The sequence below is a fragment of the Undibacterium paludis genome (assembly GCF_022568815.1).
Lineage (GTDB): Bacteria > Pseudomonadota > Gammaproteobacteria > Burkholderiales > Burkholderiaceae_D > Undibacterium.
This window is the reverse complement of the sequence record NZ_JAKZHX010000017.1, coordinates 26721-51619: the sequence shown is the minus strand read 5'-3', so window position 1 is coordinate 51619 and position 24899 is coordinate 26721. Positions and strand designations below refer to the sequence as shown.

Sequence of the window (24899 nt, the reverse complement as noted above, 5' to 3'; positions counted from 1 at the left end):
TTCGTCTTTGCAGACTGGTCTTTTCAGACAAGTCTTTTTACACCTGATTTTCACTATGATTTTTACTTCACAATGAGCACAGATACTAGCAGGCCAGACCCGGCAACAGGCCTTAGCCATTTTGACGCAGGTGGCCAGGCACATATGGTGGATGTAGGCACAAAAAACAATAGCCATCGCACCGCCGTCGCCCGTGGCCACATCCGCATGCAACCATCCACCCTGGCCATCATCGAGCAGGGTACTGCAAAAAAAGGCGACGTCATCGGCATAGCCCGCGTTGCCGCCATCATGGCGGCCAAACGCACCAGCGACCTGATCCCGCTCTGTCACCCGCTGGCACTGACCCGTGTTACTGTTGATTTTAGCACCGATGCCACCAGCAATACGGTTACTTGCCAGGCCCAGGTTGAAACAGTCGGTAAAACCGGTGTCGAGATGGAAGCCCTTACCGCAGTGCAAGTTGGCCTATTGACCATTTACGACATGTGCAAGGCAGTAGACCGCGGCATGGTGATGACAGATATCCGTGTCATGGAAAAACATGGCGGCAAGTCAGGCGACTGGGTGGCAGATATTGATAAGGCACAGGCGTGATACTAACGGACGGTAACAGCAATACATCAGCCATATCTCCCCTATAGCAGGATATGGTTCAGATGAATTCTATAGACGTGAATTGCCTTGCATCATGCAATTTCTGACAGAACATCATTTACAGCCTGGTATCTGATTGATGGCTATGTCTATCCGGATGGTGATAGCGGGCTCGGCCCGGGCCTGCATCTGTGTCATGACTGGATGCTGGAGTCGCCATGCCAAACAGTCGAATCAACAGGCATGCTAAGGCGCATCACGCGGCGGCATGGTCAAAAAGATAGTTTTATAGCGTTCATCCTGTGCGGCCTTGGCTTTCCAGTAATCATAGTATTCCGGATAAAAGATGGGGTGCAGTCTTTGCAGGGTCAGCATAGTGTGTTCGGCTTTTTGGGACTGGCCATTGAGGACATAGATTTCAGCCTGGGCATTGAGGATGTGGACAAAGCCAAAACGCTTGCTCCAGGTTTCCACATAAGCAATGTCTTCTGCCGACATTCCTTCAACCGGCTTGATACGTGTCAGTTTGAAGTATTCAAAAAATTGCGGGAACAGGGTGTACTCTGGCTTTTGCAAGAGTTCTTCCATTGGCCGGTAACCTTGCTGGACATTACGCAAGATCTTGAAGCCAACAATGACGCGCTGGTAATCCAGTGTGACTGCTGCAATTAGTGCACATACCAGGGCAAACCCGGCAAGTACGGCAGCAGGGTTGACAACAGTGCCCGTTGACGGCCAGCGCATCTGATGCACCATGCCCATCAGGACACCCACAGGCAGCAGAACAAAACCATACCAGAGCGGGAACTCCACCATACTATGTACGCCAACAGCAAAAAAACTCAGTGTGGCAAATTGCAGCACCAGTTTTTTTTGCGGCTTGAAGCAGGTCTGGTAGAACCACCAGGCCAGACCGCCCATGATGAGCAGAGCTGCTGGAATGCCAAGTTCTGCAGCCAGGTTCAATGGCAGATTATGAGCATGTTCAGCATAGGTGCTCGAAGCAAATTGAGCAGCGATACCAACCTGCCCGACGCCGTAACCAAACCAGCCAACACCAAACAGGGGGTGATCCTTCGCCAGTTGCCAAGCGGTTTGCCACAATACAGTGCGCTCTGACCGGCCACCAATATGATCAGCAACAGAACCGCCAGAAAAACCAATGGCCTGACTGATCTGCGGCAAGAATATAGTAAGCAGGGCATACAGTATGACCAGGCCAACCATGATCAGCGCACCGCTACGTTTATAGTGCCCGAGCTTGCTCACGGTATAAAGGAAAAACAACGGCACCAGTATCCAGCCTATGCGCGACTGTGTCAGCACAATGCCCCATAACAGCAGTGCCGCCAGGCCGATACAAAACCAGCTTGGCATTCTCTTGCTACGATAAAAAAACCAAACTGATGACAGAGCAAAAAAATACAGTAAAGCCAACTGATTCGGTTGCGCCACATTGGCATAAGGGCGCATGGCGGCATGTGGGTCTTTCGCGATGTACATGACCAGCGGTGTCGCATTCAGTCCCAGTATCTGTACATGCTGGAAGAGCAATGAAGTGACGGCCGCCAGCAGATTGGCCAGGGCAAATGCGTTCACCGCTCGTTCAGGCCCATCCCTGGTCAGAGCCAGGCTGGCGCCAAACACGATCGCCACGCCAAACATCAACAGATACATGACAGGGAAAGCTGTCATCATCGCTGGTTGTATCAAACCTGCCAGCGTCTGGGCCACGATCATGAGCACAATACCCAACGGCAGGAGCAGTAAAACCGGAAAACTCAGACGGGCTTCACTCGATGAGGTAATCGTATCTTGCACGAGCACCTGCGGATGCTGTGCTGGGCGGCTCACGACAAAATAAGCCAGCGCTGCAGCCAGACCCAGGAAAACGATTAATTCGTGATAAAAAGTCCTGTAAGGATGAATGTGATAAGGATGCACATAGCTGAAAAAAATCGCTACAGCAAAAATGATTAACGCCAGCTTGCCTTCCTTGTCGGATGCCATTCGGGTACATTTCAAAAAAATGCCTGAGTCAGTTTAACTAACATGCTCAGGCTGGTAAGCTTACATCTTCAGGTTAAGCGGCATGATGCCTATATAGGCAGCCGTTTTTGCATCGATGACGACAGGGAAGATGGACACACGTATTTTTATAGGTTGGTATTTGCATTTCTTCTCATCACAATCGTGTGACTTCAGCCATTCCTGGATGGCGGATTTCTGGTTTTCGTTGTCTTTTTCGAGAGCGTCAAAATCCTGGGCTTTTTTCAATAATTGCTCACGCATGTCTTCATAGGGAATGTGCAAGGACGGCATGTGCCCTTTGCCTCCACCAACTGTTGCCATACCGGCCACCATACTGATATCAGCTTGCTCTGTTGGCTCTTTGGTGCCAACCAATTTTGGCCCCCACCAAGGCAGGGTAGTCTTGCCTTTAGCCAGATTACCATCAGTAATTTCAGATGCCTGCACGACCTGGAAAGAGTCACCCAAAGCTGCGATATAGGCTGGACGCGCTTCAAGCAAAGTACTGCAACCGTAGATGAATGCCGATACCTGGACTATGGCGATAACAGCCAGATCCAGCACCAGGTATTTCTTTTTGGGGTTGAACACCACCAGCGTCAACGCCGGACCAAGGACAACATCGATACCAACAATGAGGAAAAAGATTTCATAACCGCCGATTGCGCTTAGCATGGGCGTTGGATACCACATATACCAGCACAACAGCAGCAAAATCAAGCCAACCGTACAACTGAGTAAAAAATGGGTTGCACTGGCGCGATAGCGTGATATTGTTGTTTTCATAGCGTTGACAAATGATAAGAAAGAAAAAAACGAAAAACCTGATATGCAGCTTTCACCACAGGAGAAACATTCGCCACTTGGTCTGGCGATTCTGTAGATACCACTACACCAAGTGTTTTTCAACCCAATCAAAGAAATTCACACGTATTTTAATAAGCTTCGCCTGCTTGATCAAGATAGCAAGTTTTTGCTTCCCCTGATTCTGGAGCGGTCAAAATCAGGTTTTGTCACAATATTAACGATACAACATATTATCATTTACGTACACATTGCTTACACCGAGCAAAACAACATTTTAAAAACAAGCCGTCATGAACTGGGTATAAAAAACACTGAACGCTATCTTCAAAACCGCACCTCGTCTTAATGACAACCTAATGACTCGGCTGCCTGTGCCTGCCTGAAATAACGGGCGTAGCCACAGGCATCTTCGCCATAAAGATCTTTCTTTCCCTGATCAACCCCGGACTGCAACAGGAAACTGATCACCTGCAACTGGTTATACTGAGCAGCCAACATCAAAGGCGTAGAACCGCGCCCGCCGGCAAAACCTTCATTCATTTCCAGTCCGCGCTGCTGGAAGTAGCGCAGTGATTTGAGAGAGCCTTTATATGCCGCGTAGTGCACTGGTGTCCACACCTGGTTAGCGGCCTTGTGCAAGTCAGCATCGGCATCGGCCAACGCCTGCACAATGTCGACTGCATCATGATTGATGGCGGCAAACAACGCCGTTCTGCCGCCATTGCCATCTGTACCCACCGGCGTGGCAGCATTGATGCTTGCCCCTTTTTCTATCAACAGTCTGACCTTGGCCAGGTTAGGTTCGTCAGCTGCCTGTATCAATAAACTACTTCCTCCCTCATCGACGGCGTTGACGTCGTCGCCCTTATCGAGCCGGGCGCGCAATTGTTCTATGGACTCCATGGCCTGAGCCGATGTACCGGCATATTCAGCAGCCTGTTTGTCGTGCTCCATAGAACCACTTGCAGCATCAAAAACAAAGTAAGCCCCAACGGCGATCAGCGCAAAGAAAAAAACATATGAAAAAAACAGCCGTCGTCTTTGCCCTGCCTTATTTACCGGCACTTGCGGCAAGGCATAAATGGACTTTTCAGCAGATGGCCGCCGTGACAGCGCATCCACATCAACCTGCTCACCAAGACCCTGTTGTACCGGCAGATGGAATTCTCTTTCTACCCCCAGTGCCTTGATGACCAGCCGCCAGACGATTTCGAGCTTGGGGTCATCCAGCGGACCTGCGCCAGGTAATTTCCCGGGAAGGTCAATGCTCAAATCAAGCTGCCTGCTACCCTGCGGTATCAGTTTGTCCAGCAAGACATGGGACCACAGAGTCTTGGTGCTGGTGTCTTCTCCACGTCGGTCTTCATGCTGGCAAATCATCTCTACATGGACGGGATAGGATTCTTCCCTGGTTTGCATATGCTCACCCAGCGGCAAGGCAAAACGCAATCGTACAGCCAGTCCCTGCATGCCGGTCTTTGGCGGCCTTGCCATCCACAATGCAAGCCCGCCCAGACGTTTGTTCAGATAGGCCGTATGTAAGGCGAGCCCTATTAGCAACACCCCGACTGCCGGGAAGAGCAAGATCAACAATGTCAAAGGAATGCCTTTGCTTGCATTACCGGTCAGCACAACATAGGCCATGGGAAAGCACAGAAGGTTCCAGACCAAAGCAAATCCGCCCAGTGCCATACTGGCGCTGCTTATCGGTTTGAACTCCAGCCAACCCTCCGCATTGATCTGTTGGCGCAACATGGCGTCCACATCTTCCTTTTTTTGAGGCCGCCAGATAAACCAGAGTGCAGCAAACCCGCCTATGCCCACCAATGGGAACAAGGTCGCGAAAGGGATAAGGAAAATGAGACGATTCAAGCGCACCTGCCTGTCATAGACGGCATACGCAGGTTCCTGCGGGTCCATCCATACAGTGACACTTTGCTGACTGGATCTTGCCTGCATCAGTGCACGATGAATCTGCTGATGATAGTCACTGAGATTATCACTACTGTCACCCGCAATATTGATGCGCTTGCTGCGGTAGGATTTGCCCTTGTATTGATAGCTGAATTCAGCTTCCGCTTGCCAGGTGGTGCTGTCATCATGATGTTCGTGCAGTTCCAGCTTGTCGACTGTGGCCTGTACTGCCACCAGTTCACCAGAACGCCACCAGCCGTAAACCGCCTTGCACATGGGTCTGACACCACCTGCGTAGCCGGCAAGACTGAAACCTATTGCAAACACCAGGGCAAACAGGCTGGCACCAATTTTAGAACTTATATTTTTTATTTTTGTCATGGCTGCAATGTAGCAAACGATTTTGTGCAACGCAACATATCTTGATCAGCGACACTCCAAAAATACAACAGCTTGATGTACGCATCATGACAAAAAAAGCCAGCCCTTGCATGCAGGAACTGGTCGCATCCTGAAACATGATTTTACTACCTGCCTTTGACTGCTGCCTGATCAGCCAGGCTGATCCTGCTTCTGACGGTTACCGTTCACAGAGCATCAGCCTGGGCGGCATTGGTCTTAAGTATCTTTTGGGAAATGCCATGCAATAACAGGAGCAGACAGGGCTAAAAACAGGTAATGACATGCCACAATTGACAGAGCCGCCTGCCTGTCAGACCGGGGACAGACAAACGGCTATCATTCAGTTTTCAATGCAGATACCTACACGATCAGGCAAATGCCTGGCTCAAGATGCCCAGACCAGGTAATCAATACCATTCTGTATCTCTCCGATGACCTGTGCCTGGTTTTCCTGGCTTTCACAAAAACTGGCCAATGCCCCTGCGGGTGATATCAGGCCCTTGTTAAGCTGATTCGACCAGTATTCAAAACCTGCCTGATCGGGCAAGCGATGCAAGACATTCTGGTAAAAATTGGTGATCAGGGTCGTGGTGCCGGGATTGCGTCCATACAGGTTCTGGAACTCTGCCGACTGGAAAAATCCGGCTGCTACCGTCGTCAGGCTGGAACCATTGTCCATGTCATGTATCCAGTAGCCCAAACCTGCCAGGTCAGGCTTGCGCCCAAATGCTGCCTGGTACAGGCGGTAAGCCTGGCCCGCTACGCCATCGATGTCAAAAGCTACCGCACCGTCGCTGAATATCAGGCGCTCTACCTGCACCACGTTATCCGTACCATCGATGCCATCGAGGTCCTTGAGCACAAAATTATTTGTCGTACCATTGATGGTGTAGTCATTGACCTTGCCGGACAATATCAGGGTATCAAGACCGCTACCGCCATTGATCACATCATTGCCACCGCCACCAACGATCGTATCGCGGCCGGCGCCACCATTGATCGTATCATTACCAGTACTGCCTTTGAGGTAATCATTGGCGCCGGTGCCAATCAGGTTCAAACCGGCAGCAGAATTACTCAGGCCGATGATATAGTCGTTGGCGGCATAGGCGAGGTTGCTGATCTTGACAAAAAAATCACCATGCGAATACCCGCCAGCATAGTTGAAGTTGATCGTGCCATCACCCTTGTTATTGGCGACCGCCGTATCAATGCCGGTCAAAGGGTTACCACTGCGATCAGTAATCTCGATGGTGATACCACTGAAAGATGTACCCCAGGCATTGGTGGCGCTGTAATTATTGACAGAATCCGTGGACACAACCAGCGTATACGAACCAGGGCCATCCAGATTCAATTGATACCAGTCAGTCAGATCGGTAGGAGACAATTTACCAAAGGACACAAAACCGAGGTTGACCTGGAAATTTGACGACAACGAAGCAGAATCGTAACCCAGCGTGCGCTCATCATAGATAGAGTCGCTACCATAAACGTATGCCATAAATCACACTCTCACAATAAACATTGAACGTGATGGAAATGATCATGGCCTCCAGCATGGCTTTCAGTTCATGCAAACTCAGCTCTCACCGGTTTTCTGCATGACAGACCCAAAGCCACACCTTCCCAGGCCTGCTCATCCATCCTTGCTTGTTACTGAGAGACAATCCGCGGTTACCTCTTGCTGCTTTAACGCAGACAGGGCAAAATCGGATGACAGCATTGTCAAAAAAGTTTAAAACCGCCACGATGAACTCTGTCAACCCTCTTGATATCACCATTGCCACCTTCGACAAGCTGGCACAGCGTTACCAGGACAAATACATGGACCTGGCTGACTATGACGATACCTATGATATTTTTTGCAATCACTTGTCCAGACCTGACGCGCAAGTGCTGGAGCTGGCCTGCGGTCCCGGCAATGTCACACGGGCATTGCTGCGCAGATGTCCAGAACTGAAGGTATTGGCTACCGATCTGGCACCACAGATGGTGGAACTGGCGCGCATCAACAATCCCGCAGCCAGAGTAAAACTGATGGACAGCCGTGACTTCATCAGCCTGCAACAGCAGTTTGACGCCATTGTCTGCGCCTTTGGTTTGCCCTATCTGTCCGCAGATGAAGCAGCAAAGCTGATCGCTGACGCCTCCCAGGTACTGACGGCGGGCGGGTTGCTCTATCTGAGCACCATGGAAGGTGATCCATCGCAATCAGCCTACCAGACATCAAGCAGCGGGGACCAGGTCTACATTCACTACCATAGCGCCCCCTATCTGCTCGCTGCACTGGCGCAGCATGGTTTTACCTTGCTGGACCTGCGCCACAAACCTGGCCCGGTCAATGCCAGCATGCCAAGCGCAGACCTGTTTCTGATTGCCCGCCGTGCGGCCTGATACCAGCCACGGGGCGAGCCATTACTGAAAAATTACTTCAAAAAATTTTTCACCTCTGCCTGGAACTGCTCAGGCTGGTCCCACATGATGAAGTGAGCGCTGGCTGGAATGCGTTTCAGACTGACCGTTTTAACGGTGGAGTAGGCGCCCTGGTAATAAGCATCCATCTGCGCATCCGTAACTGGCACACCTTCAGCACGTACATACACTACCGCTACCGGTACGCTGATGTTTTTCAGCTCCGGCGTCAGGTCAGTGATGATCAGTTCGTGATACGCACGCGCTGTCACGTCAGGGTCACTCTTTTGCGCGTCGTCCATGGCCATCGGGCGCATGGCCAGATTATTGATCATGCCATTGAGTGTTGTTTCTGTCCTCTTTGCGCGGGCAGCGGGATCTGCCTTGCGCATGGTGTCCAGTATATTGTCAGCCACCGGCTTGACGCTTTGCGCCGTCGTACCTGGCGGACCAAACATCGCACCGAGGAAAGGGAACATATCGACCACCATCAGCTTTGACAAGGCTTGCGGATGTCGCGCTGCCACCATCATGCCGATGGATCCGCCCATGGAATGTCCGATCAAAACAGGTTTGTTCAAACCCTGTTGCGCAATGTAACGGACAATTTCTTCTGCCACCGGCGCTGATACCGCACCCTCAGCATTCGCACCGGCAGCCTGACCGGCAAAACCCGACACCTGCACCAGGTGATAGCGATAACCAGGCAAAGCCTTGACCAGTTCTGCCCACACCTTCGGTGAAGAACTGAGGCCGGGTACAAGGATGACATCAGCTCCGCTACCTTCAGTTTTGACGCTGATGCGTTCTGACGTAAAACCAGTTGCCCAGCTGACAGCAGGTAACAGGCCTGCAACAGACAGGGTCAGCATAGCAGTGAGGAATTGACGACGCAACTTCATAAATCGACTCCAATAGCAAAGTAAGGATGGGCAGTGTAGCAGAAGCACAGCTGAATCCATGCACTATTCTGTTTTTTCAAACTGGACATCTGTCATCATCAAAAACACAAACCCTTCTTCAAACGGTATGCGATATATACCCTTTGCCTTCAGCAGGTAATTGGCAATCGTTGCCATTTGCCAGGCATCGTCGAGTGTGGCAGACCAGGCCCGGTCTGTCAGTCTAGGGAAATGGTGTTTTTCACCGAAGTCTCTGAGTACCGTCATTCTTTTTGACAGTGCAGGTAAAACACTGGCATTGCCCCAGCTCCACAGCCAGGTCTTGCTGCGTTCTGAATAAGAACCAACAAACTGGAACCTGGTCAGCAGCTTGTGCCCGCTCTTGTCTGAGAACGTCAACTCCCCAGTCTCCTGATTGACATCCCAGCGTTCAAAACTCAGTACCCGGTAATTCATGTTCAGTGACTGCTGGGATGTGTCCGTATACGCTGCACTGTTCCTGACAAGCTGGTCCCAGTCCGCCTGCCTGGCATATGAACAGCTAACAAACATGACCAGCATCACTGTCAGCATGAGTGACTTCAAGTTGCGATTGCTGCAGATGGACATCATCAACTCCTTCGCCTTTACGTCAGTCAACTGACAAATTTATATTTTATTGAAAAAACCACTTTGGGCAAAGCACTACGGCAATAAATCCAGGGGCGCATAACCCTGTCAATTCTTCACTTGACCTCAAGTTAACTTGAAGTTCTACACTGCACTACCTTCAATTACTTTGGGAATAATGATGACTGCGAGCCTGGCCGAACAAAACAAGCAAATCGTCCGTTGCCTGTATGAAGACTGTTTTAACACCGGCAACCTGGACCTGGTGCAAGTACTGATAGCCGGGGATTTTGTCAGCAACCGGGGGGAGCATGGTCAGGCTGAATTTGCTGACAATATCAGCAGCTTGCGCAAGGCTTTCCCTGACGTGCAGTTCAGGATAGAAGATTTATTTGGCGAAGGTGATCGCATCGCTGTCAGATGGACATTCCATGCCACTCACGGCGGGCCGTTTGCCGGCGTCGCTGCAACCCACAAGGCGGTAGTGCAGAATGGCACTGTCATCTACCAGCTCAGCAATGGCAAGATCAGCCATGCCTGGGTGCAGGTAGACAGGCTGGGCCTGATGCAGCAGATTGGTGCAGTATCAGCACCCGCCTCGGCAAAAAGCTGAAAGTTTCAGTCAAACAGGTCCATGTTGCGCGGTACGATGACGGACTCTTTCTTTGGCTTGATGACTCTGGGTGGCTTCTCTGCCTTGGGCAGGGGAGCTGCCTCGGCAAACATCTGTTCTGGCGGGAAAGGCTGCAAGAAGGCGCGGGCAAACTCCGGATCACGACATGACAGCCAGTCGTCAAAGTCTTCGCGTGCAAGTATCACCAGCGAACGTTTTTCTTCACCCGGCTTGTGGAAGCGCTTCATCAATGGATGATCATCTGCGTTGATGGTGATCTGGGTGAAAGAATAGCTGACGCTGCCGTCGGCTTCTGGCCATTCCTTGTACAGGCCGGCGACGGCAAAATCGGGCTGCTCATGCAAGCCAATTCGCCAGCGTTCAGCCTGGCCGCTTTCATAATTGGGTTCAAAGAAATGCTGCATGGGTACCAGGCAGAGCTTACCTGTCTGCCACGATGGTGCATAACTGCGCAGTGCACCCAAGGTTTCTGCCCGTGCATTCATGGTGGAGAATCGTTTGACGCCCGGTGGCATTTTGTCCCTGGGTACCATGCTGTATTTTCCCAGCAGGGCCTGACGGTTGCCTTGCCGGTCGTGGCAAATGATAGGGGCTTCATAGTCTTGCCAGACTTCTTCATCCCAGGGTTTGTCAGGCTCCTTCATGGCCTGGAAATGCTTCAGTTGCTCTTTTCGCGTGGGGGCAAAGTTAATGCACATGATATCTGCTCAAGGGACAAAACACTTGCCAGTGTAAACGAGGTGGCTTGCACCTGCATGGTTCTGTCCATTATCAACAGGCAGGGTGGTAAAAGTCGCGGTCGATTACCGCCGCCAGACACTTGCGCTGATCATAACTATCTGTCTATAGTTCTGCCTGAACCCGGTCCATAACAGACTTGCAAGATGACTGGCAAATCAATAGAAGCCCGACAGGAGACCATATGGGTAGTCATCACGAAGTTTCTGCCATACATGCCGGGTTGCCCAAGGTTTTCGCCGCGCTGGCCCTGTTGAGCCTGTCGTTTCTGTCGACTCATGCACAAGCCGACGCCCGCTTCAGCATGCAAGCCCCCAATCCGGCGCTGTCAGGTGATCCTCTGGGCATCAGCCTGACTGGCCTGCAGCCTGACCAGATTGTCACCATCGTTGCAGAGCGCCGTTTTGCGCCCACGGCGCCCATCCATATGGCAAGTGCAGAAATGCGCGCCGATGCACAAGGCAATATCACTCTGGCCGGCACCGCGTCGCTGGCTGGCAGTTATACCGGCGTCGATGCAGCGGGTCTGTTCTGGTCCATGGAAACCAGCAACAAGGTCGACACGGAATGGCAAAAAGCCGAAGTACGTCTGAGCGCCGTCAAAGGTGAGAAAATCCTGACGCAAATGACATTTGCCCTGCGTAGCGCCAATGTCAATATCAAGACCGAAGCGATCGCCGGACACACGGGCGCCAAAATCTACCTGCCTGCCGATGTCCCCAAAGACGGCAAATTGCCAGTCGTGATCTTGCTGAGTGGCTCTGAGGGTGGTGATGCAGCCGGCCGCCGCTTTGGCCCCAAACTGGCCGCGCGCGGCTTTGCCGCCGTCAGTTACCCCTATTATTCACCGAATACCCCGCGCGGGCAGGAAGTGCCGGGCTTACCCAAAGACTTTATTGACATCCCCATTGATGGACTGGACGCCTTGTACCAGACACTCGCCAAACGTGACGACATAGACAGCAAGCGCATTGCCCTGATGGGTGGTTCAAAAGGGGCGGAAATGGCCCTGCTATCGGCCAGTCTGCTCCCATGGGTCAAGTCTGTCGTAGCCATTGCCCCCAGCGATGTGGTATGGGAAGGTTTTGCCATGGACAGGCTGCTTGAGGCGGGGCGCTACGGCAGCTTCAGCTATCAGGGCAAGTCCCTGCCCTTTACCCCTAATGCTGGACTGGACAAAGCTTTTGCCACAGACAAGCCAGTACTGGCCCACATCTACATAGAAGGCCGCAAGGCCTATCCAGAGCGCACCAAAGCTGCCCGCATCGCGGTAGAAAACTTCAAGGGCAAACTCTTGCTCGTCGCTGGCGGCGACGACCAGATGTGGCCCTCTGCCGGGATGGCCAGTAACATCGTCGCCAGCCGCAAGGCTGCCGGGCTTGATACCGAGTTGCTGTCTTTTCCCAAAGCCGGGCATCTGGTTGGTGGCGACGGATATAGCCCAAACGACTACTATAGCTCGCCGTTTGCCATGGGTGGCAATGCCAGGGAAGACGGCCAGGCGCAGACTATCGCCTGGCCTGCGACCGTGGCATTCCTGAAGAAGTCGCTGGAGGGTGGGAAACAGTGACAGTTGTAACAGCGATGGTCCGTCATATCAGTCATGCACATGACGTCCGGAATCAGCTTTCGGCATCTCATCCAGGCGTTCTGCGTTTATGTCTTCCAGTCTGAAAGCCTTGTTCATTCTTCTTGTTGTGGGTGCTGGCGTCTTCCTGATCGACAGCCTGCTCCCGGTGGAAGAATTGACAACCACCGTCGCCCGCAGCGACGCCGGAAGCCTGACTTATAACTTGCCGGATAGTGGCGGAGAAGAAGTTGTCTGCTCGCCGCGAGAAAGAGACTTTCGTCCCTTGCCTGCCCAGACTTTGGCTGTCATACAGAAAACAGCACTATTCGGTTTCTGCATCAGTGCCAAACCTGTCCCGGACGAAGTGCTGGCCTGTCGCAACAAACAGGCAGAAAATATCTACTGGCAAGCTGTAGAATTTGAAAAACAGCACGCACTGGCGCAAGCACATGATCACTTTGCCGCAGTCTGTGCTTTGCGTGGAACGCAAGCCGGGCAGGAAGATCCCTGCCAGGCAAGCCTGAGACTCTACAAAAAAGCGCATGAGGCCCATGCTGCCGTACTGGCCGCACTGGAAAAATTCAAAGCAAGAACAGGACATTATCCTGATTCACTGTCTGCAGTACAGGCAGACTTGACGCCAGCCACGCAAGAAGTGGCGCAAGACTTCAGCTACTGTAAAAAAGCCCGCCCCGACGACCGGACTGCGCCATGTTCTGATGGCGCCCTTTCCTTTGCTGATAGCGAAGTCACCGTTGCCACCGGCCTTGACAAATATCTTCGCCAGCTTGAAAAAAGCTTGTCCATATCGCAGTTTCATCATTGCATGAATCCTGATACTGCAAAATAATATCTAGCACATTTTTTCAAAAATATAGCCAATTGAGGTAACTATGGATGCAAAGTATTGGATTCGATCTGAGCTCTTTAAAATCCAGCCAGATGAAGATAAAGAGACCAATCCGGGACGATACGGAAAAGAGCTGGGTCAATGGCTCTGCCGCAAACTCAAAACACAGGGCTACGAAGATGCAGAACTGATTGCAGAAGACTGGGGCTGGTGCGTCATGTGCAAGCGGGAAAACTATTTGCTTTGGGTAGGCTGCGGTTCCATACTCCCCGAGATATCATCTGAAAATCTCACCCCTGCCATCCCCCAGGGTAATCCAGAAATAGTCTGGCATGTCTTTACAGAAGTGGAAGTGCCTTTTTTCTTTTTCAAATCAAACTTTTTAAAATTTCTGGGTAAGCTCGATACGAGAACAGTCTATGAAAAATTAAATCGCGACTTGAAGCAAATTTTAGAGCAGGAACCAGGCATACGTTTTTGCGAAGGGACATAGATTACTTCAGGCCCCTGGCATTGAGCACCTGTGTTACAGGTGGTGCTGATACATGACCGACTTCATACGTCTGTACATCCACAGACAGGTGCACCGCCTGCGCAGCCGCCGCATCGCGCCATAAACTAAAACACACCAGAGTCCAGGCATTAGGGTCAAAGGCCAGCACGCTTGCCAGCAAGCCGTCTTGCCATATTTGTTTCTTTGCGGTTTCGGTTTCATGTTTGCGCAAAGCGGCAAGATCTGTATAAGCCTCAATCTTTCTTATCTGACGCGTGGCAAATTTCGCGCTGCGTACCTGCTCATCCACATGGCTATGCCATACCGACCACTGCTGCACAGCAGGCCAGCCAAAGGCTTGCGAAACGGCTTTAAAACCATCGCCACAAATGAAATTATTCATGCCCTCGTTGTCATTCCAGAGGTAAAAAGGCGCATACACATTGTGGCTAGATGCCGTGGGTTCGTGGCCCTTGCTGGCATGTAAATAAGCCTTGAAAGCCAGGCCAGGAAAGCTATCCAGCATATGTCCCTTGCTGGCAATGCGCTGGCGCACGATGCCCATGTCGTAGTCGGCGGGGAGGATGAAGTTGTATTGCATGGCAAGCATTTTTGGGTGTCCTATGGCAATTACCTTGATGGAGGATCTTTCTTATGAATTGCAAAGATCGTAGGGTTGGCTGCGCGTTTTTAGCCCTGGCTACTTCATTTCATCTGCCTTGCTGTACTGCGCCACCCCGTCATACATCACACCACCACTAAACGACCAGTCTTCTGCTGCCGCAGTATTGATGATGATCATGACATCTTCCGCCCACAGCCCTGGCGACTCTGCCAGCAAGCTCACCAGACGCCGGTAAAACGCCGCCTTGGTAGCAGCACTGCGCTCACGGCCAGCGGTAATCTGTATCACTACAAAATCATCCGATCTTGGCTTGCCCTGGTGACTGAGATAATTACGGTCAAACACCAGTTCATTGGCTTCATGCTGCTGTATAAGCTGGAAGCGGTCATAAAGCGGCACTTCAAACGCATCCACCAGCGCCTGGTGCAAACTATCAGACAAAGCCCGCAGGTAAGCAGGTGATTTACCCTTTAACAGGGATACGCGGCTTATGGGCATGACTTACTCCTTCACTATGGTTTGATTGGGCGCCAGTTGACGTAATGCGGTTACAGCAGAGGCTGCCGTTGGCCAGCCCGCATAAAACGCCAGGTGAGTCATGACTTCCACCAGTTCTGCATGGGTGACGCCGTTGTCCAGTGCCCGCTGCAGGTGGAAGGGTAATTGCTCGCTGCGGTTCAAAGCGATCAGAGAGGCGACAGTGATCAGGCTACGTTCACGGGTGGCCAGGCCTGGCCTTTGCCAGATATCATCGAATAAAACAGTGTCGGTCAGCTCGGCAAACTTGGGGGCGATGTCACCCATCAGTTCGCGGGCGATGGTGCTCGGCTTGGTACTGACTACAGTGTTGGCGGGCATGTGGTAACTCCAGAAAAATGCTTGACAGTCACAAGATACCCGACTATCTTCATCCGCAAAATCAGATAATTTAAAACCAATCATTCCAAAAAATGGAATGGACAAAAAAGAAACAAGCAATGGAACCTGTCCAGTGAGCAAGCTCACCTTTGACCTTGATGTCATGCGTACCTTTGTGACTGGCATAGAGCTGGGCAGCTTTGCCAAGGCTGCCGACAGGCTGGGGCGCTCTACCTCTGCAGTCAGTGCCCAGCTCAAGAAGCTGGAAGAGCAAGTCGGCAGCCCCATCTTGCGCAAGTCAGGTCGCGGCTTGCTGCCGACGGCAGCGGGTGAAACCTTGCTGGCGTATGGTCGCCGCCTGCTTGAACTCAATGACGAAGCCGCTGCCGCCGTGCGCGGCGTTGACCTGGAAGGCTGGATCAGGCTGGGCATACCTGAAGACTTTGGCGAACGCATACTCACCGACGTGCTGGGCCGCTTTGCCCGTGCCCACCCCAGAGTCAGGATAGAAGCAAAAATCGCCCGTAACGCTACGCTGCTTGAGCTCATCACCGGCGGCCAGCTTGATCTGGCGCTGACCTGGGATGGCGGCATCGCCACCCCGCACAGCGAATACCTGCGCAGCTTTGCCATGCACTGGATAGGCCCGGCAGACCCGCAACTACAACCCGTTTATTCCAGGGACGAACCTCTGCCCCTGGTCGCCTTTGAAGCGCCCTGCCTCATGCGCGGCTGCGCCACCAGCGCACTCGACCATGCCCACATCCCCTGGCGCTTATCCTTCACCAGCCCCAGCCTGTCCGGCATCTGGGCGGCAGTTGCCGCAGGCCTGGGCATCACCGTGCGCACCGCCGTCGGCCTGCCCACACACCTCTGCATCATCGACACCCCTGCCCTGCCAGACTTGCCCACGCTGGGTTTGAGCCTGCACCGTCTTGAGGCAGAGCCAGACATGGCAGTGCAAAGGCTGCGCGAGATTATTGTGGAGACGCTGACGGAAAAGGATGTGGGGCTGGTGCTAAAGGCGGCGTGAAGACTGAACTGGCCCGAACGCTAGCTATCGCGGCACGGCTCCTTGACGCAACACTGCCAAGTTATGAATTCAATCAACTTTCAAATGTACAGCACCATGCTCACAGAAATTGAACTCGTCACAATGATACGATCTGCCTGGGAAAATGCGACACCACCTCTGCCTGGCAATATCTCCCAGCCTACTTACGACGACGAAGGCGTGACCGACTACTTCACCGGCAAGTCATGGCAAGGCCACAATGCGGCACAACTGCGGCGTCTGACTCATGCGCTCACATTTTTTACGGATGAGGCATTTGCCTACTATCTGTCATCCTACATGATTGCCGACATCGAAGAGCCTGATGTATCGGATATTAATGCTGAGGGAATGTTGTACAGGCTCGATCGCTATCAGGCTCAATCTATCGTTACCATGCTGAACGCCAGACAGAGAAACGCATTGCGTGCTTATGTAGCCTTTGTTAAGGCACGGGAGCTTGGCATGCTAAGCAGGGAATGTTCAACCATTCTGAGTTTCCTGGATGAAGCGGATAGACATGATTAGCTTGCGATCCAATATTGCTTCATTTTGAGTTTATCGCTTTGGGCAATCAGGCACCCTGACCCCATGTGGCGTATGTAAGGCTTTCGCGACACAGACCACTCTCGGTTTGCACTATGCAAGAGGGACATGTACTATCTTGATTGGATAAATGGGCAGGCAAACCAGATCCATTACAAAACCCATCCTCAGGAGACATGATGAAACGAGTAGTCGGCATAGGTGGAGTGTTTTTCAAGGCAAAAGACCCGCAAGCGTTGAGTGCCTGGTACCGGGATCATCTCGGTTTTGAACTCAGCCCCTGGGGTGGCGCAGTCTTCAAGTCCAGTGGCGACAGCACAGAAAAGACTGCCTGGTCATTGTTCCCGGCAGACTCCACCTACTTTTCCCCCAGCAACCAGCCCTTCATGATCAACTATCGCGTCGATGATTTGCACGCCCTGCTTGCAGCCTTGCGCGCCGAGGGTTGCGATGTCGATGCCAAAGTAGATGAGTCAGAATACGGCAAGTTCGGCTGGGTGATGGACCCTGAAGGTAACCGGGTAGAGCTGTGGGAGCCGCCGGCAAGCTGATGTGTAATCTGTTTTGTTGATTTATGTCTTGCATGGCGGTGCGCGCAACGCACTCTACACATGATCGCACCCTACAGAGGGTGCCATGCGCACCGGCACATTACAATGCGCCTTGTCTTCCAGCCATTTTGCGCTTTGGTGAATTACAGCGCGAGACAGAATTTTCCAGTGCGACTGATGAAGACCATGCGCTCGAAACTTTCATGAACACCTTGCTTACGGATGAGCGCGTAGACTTGCCTGCTGCCTGTGTCATTGACGCCGGCATGCTTGCCAGCGGCAAGTGGGCATGCGTGGAGCAGAATGCTGCCTGGGGAGCAGGTATTTATGGTTGTGATCCTGCAGGGGTACTGGAAGTACTAAGGCATGCATCAGTCAAGACATGAACTTTTGCATCAAATTCACTTCATACAACAAATGGATGGCTCAACCATCTTTTCAGGCTTGTACAACAAGGATCAATCCATGTTCGATCAACTCAAAACTCTGCTGCAAACCCACAATGCCCGCTTCCGTGTGGTAGAACATCCTGCCGAGGGCCAGTCTGAAAAAGTCGCCGCCATACGCGGCACGGAAGTTGGCCAGGGTGCAAAAGCCATGCTGTGCCAGAGCAAGGATGAAGCGGCAAAGCTGATCCTGGCAATCTTGCCGGGTGACCAGAAGATAGACTTCAAGAAACTGGCTGCCGCCGTACAGGTAAAAAAGACCAGCTTTGCCGCACCCGAAGCAGCCATGGAAAAAACCGGCTGCGTTATCGGCGCGATACCACCTTTTGTGTTTTCTGATGACATCACTCTGGTGCTTGACCCTTCGCTGGTGGCACGTTATGCCGAAATCGCTTTCAACGCCGGGCGGCTCGACACTTCCATCATCCTGAATACTGAAGATTATCTGCGCATTGCCAGGCCCATGTTACATGATATTTGTGCAGTTTGACGAAGCAATAAATGAAGCAATATGCACCATTATCGAGACTGGTACACCGCTATTCCTGGCTGATTATTACCTGGACAGTTATCACTCTCATTTGCAGCGCAGAGCACGCAGGTTTCATGATTTACGTGCTGGCTGTGCCTTGCCTCTTATATGCCGCCATCCGCTATTTATGCAACTTGCGATCGCCAGAAAAACGGGATAAATACCTGCATTTCACTTGCATCATCTTGTTATCATCTTCCTTCGTAGCCGGTGTGCACATATGGCGCCATCATCAGGCGCGTACCTATGCGGATCATATCGTTGCAAAATTATTTGAGTATCAGGCCACTCACGGAAACTTGCCCGCCAAACTCGATGACATACCAGAGCTGGCAAGCGATGGAAAACATCCGCACATGCTCTTTTATAGCAACGACAAAGAAGCACCTTTTCTACTCTATGCGGCCACCTTTGTTCCCTTTGAAGCCTGGCACTATGATTTCAAGGAAAAACTTTGGATTTATGACTATGACTGAATGCCACTTACACATGAAACATATCCGGCACTGAGAGAAATTTTCCCACTTTACACAAGGACATCCCATGCAACAAACCACCTGGACCGCAGTTGATGATTACTTTTGTGAACGCCTGATTCCTGCTGACCCGGTGCTGACCGCAGCACTGCAGGACAGCGATGCCGGTGATTTGCCGCCACACAATGTCGCCCCCAACCAGGGAAAGTTCTTACACCTGCTGGCGAAGCTACAAGGCGCAAAAACAGTGCTGGAGTTTGGCACCCTTGGCGGTTACAGCACGATCTGGCTGGCGCGCGCCCTGCCGGAAAATGGACGTGTCGTGTCGCTGGAATTCAGTCCGCACAATGCGGCGATTGCACAAAAAAATATTGAGCGTGCCGGGCTGGCACACAAAGTAGATATCCGCATTGGCAAAGCACTCGATACCCTGCCCCAGTTAGAGGCGGAAGGCATACACCCGTTTGACCTCATCTTCATTGATGCCGATAAACCGAACAATCCGCATTACCTCGAATGGTCTCTGAAGCTATCGCGTCCCGGCACCCTCATCATTGGCGATAATGTGGTGCGCAATGGTGCCGTGGCTGATCCTGCCAGCACAGATGCCAATGTACAGGGCGTGCGCAGTTTTTTTGATTTGATGGCGAATAACCCGCGCCTGTCTGCAACGGCCTTGCAGACTGTAGGGAGCAAAGGGTACGATGGCTTCTCAATGGCGTTGGTGATTGCCTGAGCGTTTGTAATGTGCGCCGTGCGCACCGCCTTTAGCTTTCCGTAGATTGCGAAGATGGTGGCACAGCGCGCCCTACCAAACGCTATCAGTATCTTCACTTAACATCACCTCGCATGAAACACATTTTCGCAATGTCACTCCCGCTCATCGTCGTCTTTGCAGTCTGTATGGGCTTTAAGCTTATGCCCATCGCTCCTGTCGCCTAACAGGCAACTGTGTACCAGAGCTACACTGGTGCGCATGCCGTCAGCAACAAACTGCAAGCCGTGCAGAACATTGATTGTATGGTCAAGTAGAACAGGATGGCCGCACACAGGAAATGTCCTGTAATACCAGCAGGCCGCGGGACATGATCTTTGATGCCAGCGGCAAGCTGATTTTTCCCGATGCCTACAAGGGTTTGTTATCCGTCGCTGTCGAAGCAGCATCACTGGCCTGCATGAGTGGAAAAGAGTAAGCCCGCTGGATGTGTTTCAATACTCTGGCTTATCCCGCAATATCAATCCATCTATGCAGGAAAATTCACACCTGGACCGGCAAGCCATCGATCAACAGGTTGCCGTGTATTGAAAGCGCATGAACAAAAAATGGAATTTTGTCCTATACTCGCAATCGGCTAACAGAATGGCTACAGTTGACCAATGTTAAATCAGGCTTGAAAACTCCTCTGTCAGGATGTGAAAGGAAAGCAGATGTTGAATGACATTTTTTTCCAGGAATTTGTCGGACGCTGGCTGACAGACTGGAACTCACACGACCTTGAACGCATCCTTTCACATTATGATGATCACTTTGAGTTTTCTTCCCCCGTACTGGCTCGTGTCAGCCCGGCGTCGGATGGCAGACTCAAGGGCAAAGAAGCAGCGCGCATGTACTGGTCACGCGGCCTCGTAGCCAGACCTGACCTGCATTTTGAACTGATTGCCCTGCTCAAGGGGGTGAATACAGCCATCATTCATTATCGCGGCCTGGATAACAAACTCTGCGCAGAATTTTTTGTCTTCAATAGTCAGGGGAAAATCGTGATTTCACATGCTCATGGCGAATAATTCAGTGATGCATACCATCACCAGTTTGGTTGCAGGCTGCCTTTTGTTCCTGCAGCCTATTGCCAGTCTTGCTGATGACTTACCGCCTGTTTCCGCACAGTTCCAGCAGCTTGTCAGCCAACATCAGGTTTGCTCAGCCGCCCTCATCATGATCAAAGCCAGACAGCTACAGGAACCGCTGTTTGCCACAGGCTGCCCGGATGCGGTCATGCCTGATGCCGACAGTATTTTCCAGGCCGCGTCTCTTGGCAAGCCGGTGTTTGCATATGCCGTACTGGGCCTGGTCGCACAAGGCAAGCTTGATCTTGACAAGTCTTTGCTGCACTACCTGCCACAAGGCTATCTGCACGCCAGCCGGGCTCATGATATCAACAGTCCCAAAGACCTGGTGACTGACCCGCGCCTGCAAAAAATAACCGCACGCATGGTCTTGCAGCATCGTTCAGGCTTGCCCAACTGGGCCAATGGCAAGTTGGAACTGGTGTCTGATCCCGATACTCGCTGGCAATACTCCGGAGAGGGGTATGCACTGTTGCAGCGTGTCGTTGAAACCATCAGCGGCCTGCCTCTGGATACATTCATGCAGCAGCAGGTATTTACGCCGCTGGGTATGACCCATAGCAGCTATTTGCCGCCTGCAGACTGGCGCAGCAACATACTGGCTGGCAGTGATCAGGGTAAACCCCTGCCGCCGTGGCGCCCCAAACAAGCGATAGCCGCATCAACGCTGCATACCAGCATCAGGGACTATGGCAATTTTGTTGCCGCCGTACTAAAGAACGAAACCCTGCTCAGGCAGATAACTGAAAAGCCCGTGATGGCAGACCAGCGCAGCGCCGTACAATGGGGTCTGGGATGGGCGCTCAGCCAGACACAGGCGCAAACCAGTCTGCTATGGCATTGGGGTAATAACCCCGGTTATCGCGTTTTTGTGATTATTGCCCCAGGTTCCGGTGATGGCATGGTCTTGTTGACGAATGCAAATCGTGGCCTGGCCCTGGCAGAACCACTGGTCGGCCGCATCCTGCCAGAGTCATCACCACTGTTTCGCTTTCCCCTCCTTGACGGTGCACCGTCGGGTTTTCTATGCCGCAACCTCGGTATATGCTGATCCTGTGACATTTGCCTGAGGACCAGCAGACCTTGCCGTACTGACCGTAAAATCGGCTTCAAATCACTTCACCAATAACAAGCTCAAGCAGGCTGTCTTCATGCAAACACTATTGCCAGATCCATTCAGCAACAAAGACCTGGACCGCCTGCTCAGTGCCTGGGTGCATGGCTGGACCATTTCGCGCGGAACCGCTGCGCCCATCCCCCTGGTCTGCTTTGGTCATCGAGTACAGGTAGGTTTGCCTGGTCACCTGGAACGTTATATCTTGCAAGGCCACATACCCACTACCATACAAAGACTGGCGCAGGAACTGGATACACCCGACACCTGGCTGAAAATCTGCGCCCCGCAGGCCGCGATAGCCGGCTTGCTACCCGGTCGCTGGCAAATCAAGGCGCCGGAATACCTGATGGTAAAAGCCCTGCAAACTGGCAATGCAGCGCCAGGTCACGGATACACCATCAAACTGAAGGAAGATGGCGCGCTGGCGACTGCGCGCGCCTGCAATGCTGAAGGTCAAGTCGCCGCTACTGGCCGTGTGGCATTGAGTGGCCAGCACGCCATCTTTGACCAGATTGTCACTGAACCTGCACACCGGCGTCGTGGGCTGGGGAATGCCATCATGCAGACCCTCTGCAATCATGCGCTGGACAGGCAAGCCAATACCGGGGTATTGGTCGCCACTGCGGATGGTTTTGCTTTGTACAAAGCCATGGGCTGGACCCTGTGTTCTGAAATGACGGCGGCCATACTGGTCGGTTAAGCCTGGTCTGAGGCATCTTGCCGCAGCCACAAAAATTACAGATAAGCCACTTCATCTGGCGGCGTATCCCAATTGTCATTCACGCCGTCTACATAAGTGACGGGCACATTCGCCAGCGCTGCAATGTCGATCTCATCAAGGCAGTTGACACTCACACCATAGAATTTACCGCGCCGTGGTGAATGGGTGATACCAAACGGGCGCACGCCACAATGCCTGCAAAAGAAGTGCTGCTCATTCCCTGCGCCAAAACGGTATTCTGCAAGATCTGCCTCACCCGCCAGCAAGCGGAAAAATTCTGGTTTCACCGGAGTAGACCAGCAACGTACCTTCAGACAAAAACTGCAGTTACAACGCATGCTGCCATCGGCAAGATTGATGTCAGCTTCAAAGCGTATGGCTTTGCAATGGCAACTGCCTTGACAGGTTTTCATGATGCTCCATTCATCTATGTGACCTGCCATTGTATACAGACTTCCATGCAGCACAGTATTACCCTGCGCGGTTATAATCGTCTCATTATTCGTCGCCAGGGAGCTTGAACATGCCCGCCTTTGACCAAGTCACCATAGACACCCCGCGCCTGCACCTGCGCCCACTTTGCATGGACGATGCCACAGCCATCCTGCGCATGCGTGCAAACCCGGACGTGATGCGATACATGACCACAGCGCCATGGACAGACATTGCCCAGGCAACGGCAATGGTGGAACGCGACCAGGCCGCCATGGCCAGAGGTGACCTGTTACGCCTGGGCATGATACGCAAATCAGACCAGACCTTCATTGGCAGCTGTATCCTATTTCATTTCGATGAAGAATGCCGTCGTGCCGAAATCGGCTATGACATGGACAAGACATACTGGGGCCAGGGCTATATGCACGAAGCACTGGTACACCTGCTCAATTACGGCTTCAACGACTTGAATATCAATCGTGTTGAAGCTGATATCCACCCTGACAATGTGAACTCTGCCCGCTCGCTGGAAAGACTGGGCTTTATCCGTGAAGGCTATTTGCGTGAACGCTGGATCATTGATGGCATCACATCAGATTCGGCCTGGTATGGATTATTGCGCAGTGACTGGGCCAAGCGTAGTGAAGCGCAACAACTGTAAATTCCAACTGGCAAGCCAATACCCGGACGCCGTTGCGAAGTGAATTGATTCTTCCATTCGCCATGAATAAAAGCGAATACTGCAGAAGCCACGACAATATTTGCAACAAAATGCAAGGTTTATAGGGAAAACAAATGCTTTATTGGAGTATGTAGCCAATGAACATAACCTAGTTTACCGGAGAAACCCATGAACAAAGACTTGTCGCGCGCCCTGGTCATACTCGGTGTTTTACTGGCACTTGGCATGTCGGCAGCCGCCTTCATCTTTGGCATGCAGGCCAGGCACATCGGCGCTGGCCGGCAAAATATTTCGGTCAAGGGTCTGGCAGAAAAGAATGTGCAGGCCAATTATGCAGAATGGAAGATAGGCGTACAGATCGTCGCTCCCAGTTTTGCCGAGGCACTATCCAGGCTGCGCAAGGCCAGGCCGGTACTCGATGATTTTTTGGCGAAGCACGGGTTTGACAAATCAGCCCTGAAAATATCTGAAGAAGCCGTGGCGGCAAACATGGTGGAAGAAGAGCTGCCAGAGGGACGCAGCCGCCATGTGCAGCGTGGTTATCGTGCCACCCAGAGCATCATGGTCACCAGCAAGGACCTCGACAAGGTCACCAAGGTAAGCCGTGCCGCGCTGGAGCTTGAAGCAGACGGCCAGCCAGTGTTTTACAGCAGCCCGCTATTCCTCGTGTCAAATCTGGAGGACATCAAGATGTCACTGATCGGTGCGGCGACAGAAAACGCCAGCAAGCGCGCCTCGGAATTCGCCAAATACGGTGGCGCAAAAGTCGGCACCATGCGCTCAGCCTCGCAAGGCGCTTTCTATATCCTCCCAGTGGGCACAGAAGCCAGTGCTGACGAATATGGCGGCACCTATGACAAGTCCACAATCGACAAGGTGGCACGGGTCGTGGTGACGATAGAATACAATATTGAACATTGATGCCAGACTTGTAATCCAGCCACATTGGGGTAATCCCAGGTGCCGCCAGGCGGCATTGAATACCCCGACCATTCACCCCTCCGCAGTCGCCGTTCGCCCCCTGTTTTTTGCAATCTATCCTGTTGCCA

Annotated in this window: 30 protein-coding genes; 19 read left to right on the top strand and 11 right to left on the bottom strand. The window is 52.2% G+C overall.

Annotated elements, in window-relative coordinates:
- Positions 1 to 72 precede the first annotated feature (72 nt).
- Positions 73 to 597 (top strand): cyclic pyranopterin monophosphate synthase MoaC, encoded by a 525-nt coding sequence (gene moaC, locus LZ463_RS24395; RefSeq protein WP_241458913.1) that lies wholly within the window; start codon positions 73 to 75, stop codon positions 595 to 597.
- Positions 598 to 843: 246 nt separating this feature from the next.
- Here the strand turns inward: moaC and LZ463_RS24390 are convergent, their stop codons facing one another.
- The 4 genes from LZ463_RS24390 to LZ463_RS24375 form a co-directional block, all read right to left on the bottom strand.
- Complete coding sequence (locus LZ463_RS24390; protein WP_241458912.1) at positions 844 to 2607, bottom strand: PglL family O-oligosaccharyltransferase; 1764 nt, start codon at positions 2605 to 2607, stop codon at positions 844 to 846.
- A 60-nt stretch (positions 2608 to 2667) separates the two neighbouring features.
- A complete protein-coding gene (gene tfpZ / locus LZ463_RS24385; RefSeq protein WP_241458911.1) occupies positions 2668 to 3414 on the bottom strand; it encodes a TfpX/TfpZ family type IV pilin accessory protein in 747 nt (248 codons plus the stop codon).
- A 363-nt stretch (positions 3415 to 3777) separates the two neighbouring features.
- Positions 3778 to 5730 carry an ankyrin repeat domain-containing protein gene (locus LZ463_RS24380; protein ID WP_241458910.1) on the bottom strand — a complete coding sequence of 651 codons (1953 nt, stop codon included), beginning with the start codon at positions 5728 to 5730 and terminating at the stop codon, positions 3778 to 3780.
- 406 nt (positions 5731 to 6136) lie between these two features.
- Positions 6137 to 7255, bottom strand: a complete 1119-nt coding sequence (locus LZ463_RS24375; RefSeq protein WP_241458909.1) for a DUF4214 domain-containing protein — start codon at positions 7253 to 7255, stop codon at positions 6137 to 6139.
- A 221-nt stretch (positions 7256 to 7476) separates the two neighbouring features.
- Between LZ463_RS24375 and LZ463_RS24370 the strand changes: the two genes are divergently transcribed.
- Positions 7477 to 8148: a class I SAM-dependent DNA methyltransferase gene (locus LZ463_RS24370; protein ID WP_241458908.1), complete on the top strand. Its 672-nt coding sequence runs from the start codon at positions 7477 to 7479 to the stop codon at positions 8146 to 8148.
- A 32-nt stretch (positions 8149 to 8180) separates the two neighbouring features.
- On the opposite strand, the gene LZ463_RS24365 is transcribed toward LZ463_RS24370, so the two are convergent.
- Together LZ463_RS24365 and LZ463_RS24360 are read right to left on the bottom strand one after the other, a co-directional pair.
- The gene (locus LZ463_RS24365) at positions 8181 to 9068 is read right to left on the bottom strand and encodes an alpha/beta fold hydrolase (protein WP_241458907.1); all 888 of its coding nucleotides are present in this window, start codon (positions 9066 to 9068) and stop codon (positions 8181 to 8183) included.
- Between the two features lie 63 nt (positions 9069 to 9131).
- A complete protein-coding gene (locus LZ463_RS24360) occupies positions 9132 to 9680 on the bottom strand; it encodes a DUF6882 domain-containing protein (protein ID WP_241458906.1) in 549 nt (182 codons plus the stop codon).
- A gap of 175 nt (positions 9681 to 9855) precedes the next feature.
- Here LZ463_RS24360 and LZ463_RS24355 point away from each other — a divergent pair, with 175 nt between their 5' ends.
- Positions 9856 to 10290 carry an ester cyclase gene (locus tag LZ463_RS24355; RefSeq protein WP_241458905.1) on the top strand — a complete coding sequence of 145 codons (435 nt, stop codon included), beginning with the start codon at positions 9856 to 9858 and terminating at the stop codon, positions 10288 to 10290.
- Positions 10291 to 10295: 5 nt separating this feature from the next.
- Here the strand turns inward: LZ463_RS24355 and LZ463_RS24350 are convergent, their stop codons facing one another.
- Complete coding sequence (locus LZ463_RS24350) at positions 10296 to 11009, bottom strand: SOS response-associated peptidase (protein ID WP_241458904.1); 714 nt, start codon at positions 11007 to 11009, stop codon at positions 10296 to 10298.
- 224 nt (positions 11010 to 11233) lie between these two features.
- Between LZ463_RS24350 and LZ463_RS24345 the strand changes: the two genes are divergently transcribed.
- The 3 genes from LZ463_RS24345 to LZ463_RS24335 all read left to right on the top strand — a co-directional run bounded on the left by LZ463_RS24345 (position 11234) and on the right by LZ463_RS24335 (position 13962).
- On the top strand, positions 11234 to 12619 hold the full coding sequence (locus LZ463_RS24345) for an acyl-CoA thioester hydrolase/BAAT C-terminal domain-containing protein (RefSeq protein WP_241458903.1): 1386 nt from the start codon (positions 11234 to 11236) through the stop codon (positions 12617 to 12619).
- Between the two features lie 88 nt (positions 12620 to 12707).
- On the top strand, positions 12708 to 13469 hold the full coding sequence (locus LZ463_RS24340) for a hypothetical protein (RefSeq protein WP_241458902.1): 762 nt from the start codon (positions 12708 to 12710) through the stop codon (positions 13467 to 13469).
- 43 nt (positions 13470 to 13512) lie between these two features.
- Positions 13513 to 13962, top strand: a complete 450-nt coding sequence (locus LZ463_RS24335; protein WP_241458901.1) for a hypothetical protein — start codon at positions 13513 to 13515, stop codon at positions 13960 to 13962.
- 1 nt (position 13963) lies between these two features.
- Here the strand turns inward: LZ463_RS24335 and LZ463_RS24330 are convergent, their stop codons facing one another.
- The 3 genes from LZ463_RS24330 to LZ463_RS24320 form a co-directional block, all read right to left on the bottom strand.
- On the bottom strand, positions 13964 to 14572 hold the full coding sequence (locus LZ463_RS24330; protein ID WP_241458900.1) for a DUF4865 family protein: 609 nt from the start codon (positions 14570 to 14572) through the stop codon (positions 13964 to 13966).
- A 90-nt stretch (positions 14573 to 14662) separates the two neighbouring features.
- Entirely contained in the window at positions 14663 to 15085 is a 423-nt protein-coding gene (locus LZ463_RS24325) for a tautomerase family protein (RefSeq protein ID WP_241458899.1), read from the bottom strand.
- 3 nt (positions 15086 to 15088) lie between these two features.
- On the bottom strand, positions 15089 to 15445 hold the full coding sequence (locus tag LZ463_RS24320) for a carboxymuconolactone decarboxylase family protein (RefSeq protein WP_241458898.1): 357 nt from the start codon (positions 15443 to 15445) through the stop codon (positions 15089 to 15091).
- 133 nt (positions 15446 to 15578) lie between these two features.
- On the opposite strand from LZ463_RS24320, the gene LZ463_RS24315 reads away from it, so the two are divergent.
- The 11 genes from LZ463_RS24315 (at position 15579) to LZ463_RS24265 (ending at position 22712) form a co-directional block, all read left to right on the top strand.
- Positions 15579 to 16478 carry a LysR substrate-binding domain-containing protein gene (locus LZ463_RS24315; protein ID WP_241458897.1) on the top strand — a complete coding sequence of 300 codons (900 nt, stop codon included), beginning with the start codon at positions 15579 to 15581 and terminating at the stop codon, positions 16476 to 16478.
- Positions 16479 to 16574: 96 nt separating this feature from the next.
- A complete protein-coding gene (locus tag LZ463_RS24310; RefSeq protein ID WP_241458896.1) occupies positions 16575 to 17027 on the top strand; it encodes a DUF6714 family protein in 453 nt (150 codons plus the stop codon).
- Between the two features lie 194 nt (positions 17028 to 17221).
- Positions 17222 to 17596 carry a VOC family protein gene (locus LZ463_RS24305; protein WP_347176292.1) on the top strand — a complete coding sequence of 125 codons (375 nt, stop codon included), beginning with the start codon at positions 17222 to 17224 and terminating at the stop codon, positions 17594 to 17596.
- 32 nt (positions 17597 to 17628) lie between these two features.
- Positions 17629 to 17982, top strand: a complete 354-nt coding sequence (locus tag LZ463_RS24300; RefSeq protein ID WP_241458895.1) for an ATP-grasp domain-containing protein — start codon at positions 17629 to 17631, stop codon at positions 17980 to 17982.
- Between the two features lie 79 nt (positions 17983 to 18061).
- The gene (locus LZ463_RS24295; protein ID WP_241458894.1) at positions 18062 to 18532 is read left to right on the top strand and encodes a YbaK/prolyl-tRNA synthetase associated domain-containing protein; all 471 of its coding nucleotides are present in this window, start codon (positions 18062 to 18064) and stop codon (positions 18530 to 18532) included.
- Positions 18533 to 18543: 11 nt separating this feature from the next.
- The gene (locus LZ463_RS24290; RefSeq protein WP_241458893.1) at positions 18544 to 19050 is read left to right on the top strand and encodes a hypothetical protein; all 507 of its coding nucleotides are present in this window, start codon (positions 18544 to 18546) and stop codon (positions 19048 to 19050) included.
- A gap of 67 nt (positions 19051 to 19117) precedes the next feature.
- Positions 19118 to 19786, top strand: coding sequence for an O-methyltransferase (locus tag LZ463_RS24285; RefSeq protein WP_241458892.1), 669 nt, complete (start codon positions 19118 to 19120; stop codon positions 19784 to 19786).
- Positions 19787 to 20066: 280 nt separating this feature from the next.
- Complete coding sequence (locus LZ463_RS24280) at positions 20067 to 20243, top strand: hypothetical protein (protein ID WP_241458891.1); 177 nt, start codon at positions 20067 to 20069, stop codon at positions 20241 to 20243.
- A 235-nt stretch (positions 20244 to 20478) separates the two neighbouring features.
- A complete protein-coding gene (locus tag LZ463_RS24275) occupies positions 20479 to 20835 on the top strand; it encodes a nuclear transport factor 2 family protein (RefSeq protein ID WP_241458890.1) in 357 nt (118 codons plus the stop codon).
- Positions 20825 to 21946 carry a serine hydrolase domain-containing protein gene (locus LZ463_RS24270; protein ID WP_241458889.1) on the top strand — a complete coding sequence of 374 codons (1122 nt, stop codon included), beginning with the start codon at positions 20825 to 20827 and terminating at the stop codon, positions 21944 to 21946. The genes LZ463_RS24275 and LZ463_RS24270 overlap by 11 nt, the downstream gene beginning before the upstream one ends.
- Before the next feature lie 100 nt (positions 21947 to 22046).
- Entirely contained in the window at positions 22047 to 22712 is a 666-nt protein-coding gene (locus LZ463_RS24265; protein ID WP_241458888.1) for a GNAT family N-acetyltransferase, read from the top strand.
- 35 nt (positions 22713 to 22747) lie between these two features.
- Here the strand turns inward: LZ463_RS24265 and LZ463_RS24260 are convergent, their stop codons facing one another.
- The gene (locus LZ463_RS24260) at positions 22748 to 23146 is read right to left on the bottom strand and encodes a GFA family protein (RefSeq protein WP_241458887.1); all 399 of its coding nucleotides are present in this window, start codon (positions 23144 to 23146) and stop codon (positions 22748 to 22750) included.
- Between the two features lie 110 nt (positions 23147 to 23256).
- On the opposite strand from LZ463_RS24260, the gene LZ463_RS24255 reads away from it, so the two are divergent.
- Both LZ463_RS24255 and LZ463_RS24250 read left to right on the top strand, forming a co-directional pair.
- Positions 23257 to 23829 carry a GNAT family N-acetyltransferase gene (locus LZ463_RS24255; RefSeq protein ID WP_241458886.1) on the top strand — a complete coding sequence of 191 codons (573 nt, stop codon included), beginning with the start codon at positions 23257 to 23259 and terminating at the stop codon, positions 23827 to 23829.
- Between the two features lie 189 nt (positions 23830 to 24018).
- On the top strand, positions 24019 to 24771 hold the full coding sequence (locus LZ463_RS24250) for an SIMPL domain-containing protein (RefSeq protein WP_241458885.1): 753 nt from the start codon (positions 24019 to 24021) through the stop codon (positions 24769 to 24771).
- Positions 24772 to 24899 lie beyond the last annotated feature (128 nt).

Coding starts and splice junctions, on each gene's coding strand:
- moaC (WP_241458913.1), top strand. CDS start 73: ATGAGCACAGATACTAGCAGGCCAGACCCGGCAACAGGCCTTAGCCAT.
- LZ463_RS24390 (WP_241458912.1), bottom strand. CDS start 2,607: ATGGCATCCGACAAGGAAGGCAAGCTGGCGTTAATCATTTTTGCTGTA.
- tfpZ (WP_241458911.1), bottom strand. CDS start 3,414: ATGAAAACAACAATATCACGCTATCGCGCCAGTGCAACCCATTTTTTA.
- LZ463_RS24380 (WP_241458910.1), bottom strand. CDS start 5,730: ATGACAAAAATAAAAAATATAAGTTCTAAAATTGGTGCCAGCCTGTTT.
- LZ463_RS24375 (WP_241458909.1), bottom strand. CDS start 7,255: ATGGCATACGTTTATGGTAGCGACTCTATCTATGATGAGCGCACGCTG.
- LZ463_RS24365 (WP_241458907.1), bottom strand. CDS start 9,068: ATGAAGTTGCGTCGTCAATTCCTCACTGCTATGCTGACCCTGTCTGTT.
- LZ463_RS24360 (WP_241458906.1), bottom strand. CDS start 9,680: ATGATGTCCATCTGCAGCAATCGCAACTTGAAGTCACTCATGCTGACA.
- LZ463_RS24355 (WP_241458905.1), top strand. CDS start 9,856: ATGATGACTGCGAGCCTGGCCGAACAAAACAAGCAAATCGTCCGTTGC.
- LZ463_RS24350 (WP_241458904.1), bottom strand. CDS start 11,009: ATGTGCATTAACTTTGCCCCCACGCGAAAAGAGCAACTGAAGCATTTC.
- LZ463_RS24345 (WP_241458903.1), top strand. CDS start 11,234: ATGGGTAGTCATCACGAAGTTTCTGCCATACATGCCGGGTTGCCCAAG.
- LZ463_RS24340 (WP_241458902.1), top strand. CDS start 12,708: ATGTCTTCCAGTCTGAAAGCCTTGTTCATTCTTCTTGTTGTGGGTGCT.
- LZ463_RS24335 (WP_241458901.1), top strand. CDS start 13,513: ATGGATGCAAAGTATTGGATTCGATCTGAGCTCTTTAAAATCCAGCCA.
- LZ463_RS24330 (WP_241458900.1), bottom strand. CDS start 14,572: ATGCTTGCCATGCAATACAACTTCATCCTCCCCGCCGACTACGACATG.
- LZ463_RS24325 (WP_241458899.1), bottom strand. CDS start 15,085: ATGCCCATAAGCCGCGTATCCCTGTTAAAGGGTAAATCACCTGCTTAC.
- LZ463_RS24320 (WP_241458898.1), bottom strand. CDS start 15,445: ATGCCCGCCAACACTGTAGTCAGTACCAAGCCGAGCACCATCGCCCGC.
- LZ463_RS24310 (WP_241458896.1), top strand. CDS start 16,575: ATGCTCACAGAAATTGAACTCGTCACAATGATACGATCTGCCTGGGAA.
- LZ463_RS24305 (WP_347176292.1), top strand. CDS start 17,222: ATGATGAAACGAGTAGTCGGCATAGGTGGAGTGTTTTTCAAGGCAAAA.
- LZ463_RS24300 (WP_241458895.1), top strand. CDS start 17,629: ATGGCGGTGCGCGCAACGCACTCTACACATGATCGCACCCTACAGAGG.
- LZ463_RS24295 (WP_241458894.1), top strand. CDS start 18,062: ATGTTCGATCAACTCAAAACTCTGCTGCAAACCCACAATGCCCGCTTC.
- LZ463_RS24290 (WP_241458893.1), top strand. CDS start 18,544: ATGAAGCAATATGCACCATTATCGAGACTGGTACACCGCTATTCCTGG.
- LZ463_RS24285 (WP_241458892.1), top strand. CDS start 19,118: ATGCAACAAACCACCTGGACCGCAGTTGATGATTACTTTTGTGAACGC.
- LZ463_RS24275 (WP_241458890.1), top strand. CDS start 20,479: ATGTTGAATGACATTTTTTTCCAGGAATTTGTCGGACGCTGGCTGACA.
- LZ463_RS24270 (WP_241458889.1), top strand. CDS start 20,825: ATGGCGAATAATTCAGTGATGCATACCATCACCAGTTTGGTTGCAGGC.
- LZ463_RS24265 (WP_241458888.1), top strand. CDS start 22,047: ATGCAAACACTATTGCCAGATCCATTCAGCAACAAAGACCTGGACCGC.
- LZ463_RS24260 (WP_241458887.1), bottom strand. CDS start 23,146: ATGAAAACCTGTCAAGGCAGTTGCCATTGCAAAGCCATACGCTTTGAA.
- LZ463_RS24255 (WP_241458886.1), top strand. CDS start 23,257: ATGCCCGCCTTTGACCAAGTCACCATAGACACCCCGCGCCTGCACCTG.
- LZ463_RS24250 (WP_241458885.1), top strand. CDS start 24,019: ATGAACAAAGACTTGTCGCGCGCCCTGGTCATACTCGGTGTTTTACTG.